Here is a 2,862-nt window from a genome sequence, read left to right as displayed (position 1 = left end):
GTGCGGCCGGACTTCGTTGATCAGCGGTTCCAACGCCGCCCACCGCGCGTCGCTCAGAACGTGAATACCAGGGTTCTCCGTCATCCCTAACAGTTAGGAATGTACCTCAGGAGCTAACAGACCTTAGAGCAACGGTCGCCGAGCCATGACAAGCCCCGATGTGATCCTGTTGCGGGACTATTCGGCGAGTGAGGTGGTCCGCATCAACTGCCGCTACTGCGACTTGTACAGGTTCGATCCGGGCTTCAGAAGGGTGCCGGGCGACGCGGGTTGGTCGGCACCATGGACTGCGTCGAGGGTGCACCTGAGCCTTGGCGCTGGATCGTGCCATCCGTGCGAATCCCACCGAGATTGCTGCCAGCCCCGCCGGAGCCGCCCGTCTCCGCACGCTCGATGCCGCTGACGCTCGGGTTCACGCCGGTGACCGCTGGGTTCTGCATGCCGCGGCTGGTATCCGACTGAACGTTCCGTAGTTGCTGCTGGCGCATGTCGTATTCGACCGTGCCGGGCGTGAGCGCGATAGGGGTCGTCTGCTTCGCCGGCTCGCAGCCGGCGACCAGGATCGCGACCAAAGCAAGCCCCCCAAGGTTGGGTTTAACAGGCATGTTTTTGTCCCATCCAAGCGGAAAGTCTTCGTAAACACACTGCCTGGGAAGTCAGTCCGAGCCCAGGCATTGAAGGCTAGCACCGCCGAGATGGCGCCTTCCATGCTTTGATCTTCTTCACCCGCAGTTGCGTCAGGAAGGTCGTCTGGACCGGTGAGGGCCGGTTACCCAGGGTTGTTCAACGCTCTCGACTGGCGTGCTCCAACCCATTGATTCGGCTCAGGCCGAAACCGGCACCATAAGGTAGCGAGAAGATCATCTCGCAACGGGAACCCAGCCTTTTCAGAGGCGCCCGTCGAATGCAACAGAGAGCGTTGAACAGCCCTGCGGTTACCCCCGCTACATGCGGGCAGGGCCGTGAAACACGCGTTCTCACCGCCTGGGCACCAACGATCGTCAGCAGTGGTCCAGCAAGTGCAGCCAACTCCCAGAGGCGGATCGTGGCCATCGTCATCGCCAGGAAGAGCGCGAGCGCGATGCCGCCAACCACGTCGATGGCCGGGTCGGACAGCCGCAGTCCGAACGCCGGCGCGACCAGGTTGCGCAGGAGGACGCCGGCGAAAAGGCACCATAGGAAGTCAGGCAGCGCGACCGGCGCTTCAGCGGTCAGGGAGGCCACCCAGCCCCCGGCGAGCAGGCATAGAAGCACCAGGGAGGTCGCAATGACGGTTCCCTCTGGGGTCGGCGGCTCTGCCGCGTGTGGGACGCGTCGCCAGCGACGAGCGCACTGCCGCCGGGTTGCGAGGGCTGTCTGCTGATCAGGAATTGGGCGACAGGTCCGCCTAGGACGCCGCCCAGCACCAGCCCTACAGTCGCCGCCGCCATGGCAAGGCCCATGACGCCCGCGAGGCTGTGAGTTTCGGCGAAGATCCGGGCGTAGGCGGCCCCAGTGCCATGGCCGCCGACCAGGGTGACGGAACCGCCTATCAGGCCGATGAGCAGATGTTGGTCGAGTCCGATGGTCAGTCCCACGCCGAGCAAGTTCTGCAAAGCCAGATATGGTACGACGCAGGCCAAAAACAGCAGCAGCTTCGGTCCGCCGGCGCGAAGCCGACGGAAGTCGGCCGAAAGCCCAACGGTGGCGAAGAATGCGAGCAGCAGCGGTCCGCGCATGACGGCGGAAGCGGCGATCTCCGTCCCATCCCAAGCATGCCACGCGGCAACGGCGACTGCGAAGCCAAGCCCGCCCGAGATCGGCTGCGGGATGTTGTAGCGCGCGAGCGGTGGCAGGACGGCGGTGAGGAAACGCCCTGCGAGCAGGATGGCAGCCGCAATCGCCAAGGTTTCGATAGTGTCGAGCTGCATCGGCACACCTCGGTCCATTTGAGGCCTAAAATGGGAGCGTCCCGCTCATGCTGGGCTGCGTTCCTACCTGCTCAAGCTGTGCGCCGACGGCGGGCAGTAAGGACCGCGGTTCCAAGGTGGACTGCGCATTGTCAACATTACCTCACTATCCGGTATACCCCTTACCCTGCATGCAGGCCCCCAAGGCCTTGTTGAATGAAGCACCTGCCTGCTGCTGCGTGGCGGAGGCTTGCCTTCGATCCTGTCGCCGTGCCCCGCGCTGAGCGGCTGCTCCGCCGACAGCACCCGCCGCAGCGCCCTTGCCAGCGTCGTTTCCAGTGATCGCGGCCACGGATGCGCCGGCTGCCGCACCGCGTACCCGGCCACCGGCTCGTGGCGGGCTTGACGCAGCAGGCGCCGCGCCTGGCGTGACCCCGGTCTGCTGGCTCGCCCAGGACTGACAGGCTGCGCGATCCTGGTTCTGCTTCTCTGCCGACTGGCCCTTCGCGGGGTAGAAAATCGGCTGCGCTGCGGCAATACTGCAGCACAGCGCAAGGATGGTCAGTGTGCTCGTGGCTAAGCGCTGCATGGCGAAATCCGATCATACGGAATAGACGTTGATGCATTTTGGGCTGAGCGGGCGGCTGTGTTCGATTAGCAGACGACGGCTGTATTACTGAACGCGGAGCTCATCTCGGGAGGCTGTGTCGCAAGCGGGGCTGTGGCACACACCGTTCACGACCTGCGTCATGGCACCAGGCGCTCCCGGCTCTGGTGCCTCGTTCTCGGCCATAGGAGTAGGCTGGCCCAAAGCGCATAAAGGACCGCAGCGGAGACGTAGGTAATCCTAAGGTCTGTTAGCTCCTGAGGTACATTCCTAACTGTTAGGGATGACGGAGAACCCTGGTATTCACGTTCTGAGCGACGCGCGGTGGGCGGCGTTGGAACCGCTGATCAACGAAGTCCGGCCGCA

At 64.0% G+C, this 2,862-nt stretch carries 3 protein-coding genes; all 3 read right to left on the bottom strand.

The window, feature by feature from the left end; genetic code table 11:
- Positions 1-245: 245 nt before the first annotated feature.
- Positions 246-572: a hypothetical protein gene (locus tag ACFQS7_RS30745; protein ID WP_380070952.1), complete on the bottom strand. Its 327-nt coding sequence runs from the start codon at positions 570-572 to the stop codon at positions 246-248.
- Positions 573-783: 211 nt separating this feature from the next.
- On the bottom strand, positions 784-1,224 hold the full coding sequence (locus tag ACFQS7_RS30740) for a sodium/glutamate symporter (RefSeq protein WP_380070951.1): 441 nt from the start codon (positions 1,222-1,224) through the stop codon (positions 784-786).
- Positions 1,212-1,910, bottom strand: coding sequence for a sodium/glutamate symporter (locus tag ACFQS7_RS30735; RefSeq protein WP_380070950.1), 699 nt, complete (start codon positions 1,908-1,910; stop codon positions 1,212-1,214). Before ACFQS7_RS30735 ends, ACFQS7_RS30740 begins: the two co-directional genes overlap by 13 nt.
- Positions 1,911-2,862 lie beyond the last annotated feature (952 nt).

The sequence above is a fragment of the Dankookia sp. GCM10030260 genome (assembly GCF_042666655.1).
GTDB lineage: Bacteria > Pseudomonadota > Alphaproteobacteria > Acetobacterales > Acetobacteraceae > Paracraurococcus.
The sequence above is the reverse complement of the archived record's forward strand: the minus strand, read 5'-3'. Positions and strand labels throughout refer to the sequence as shown.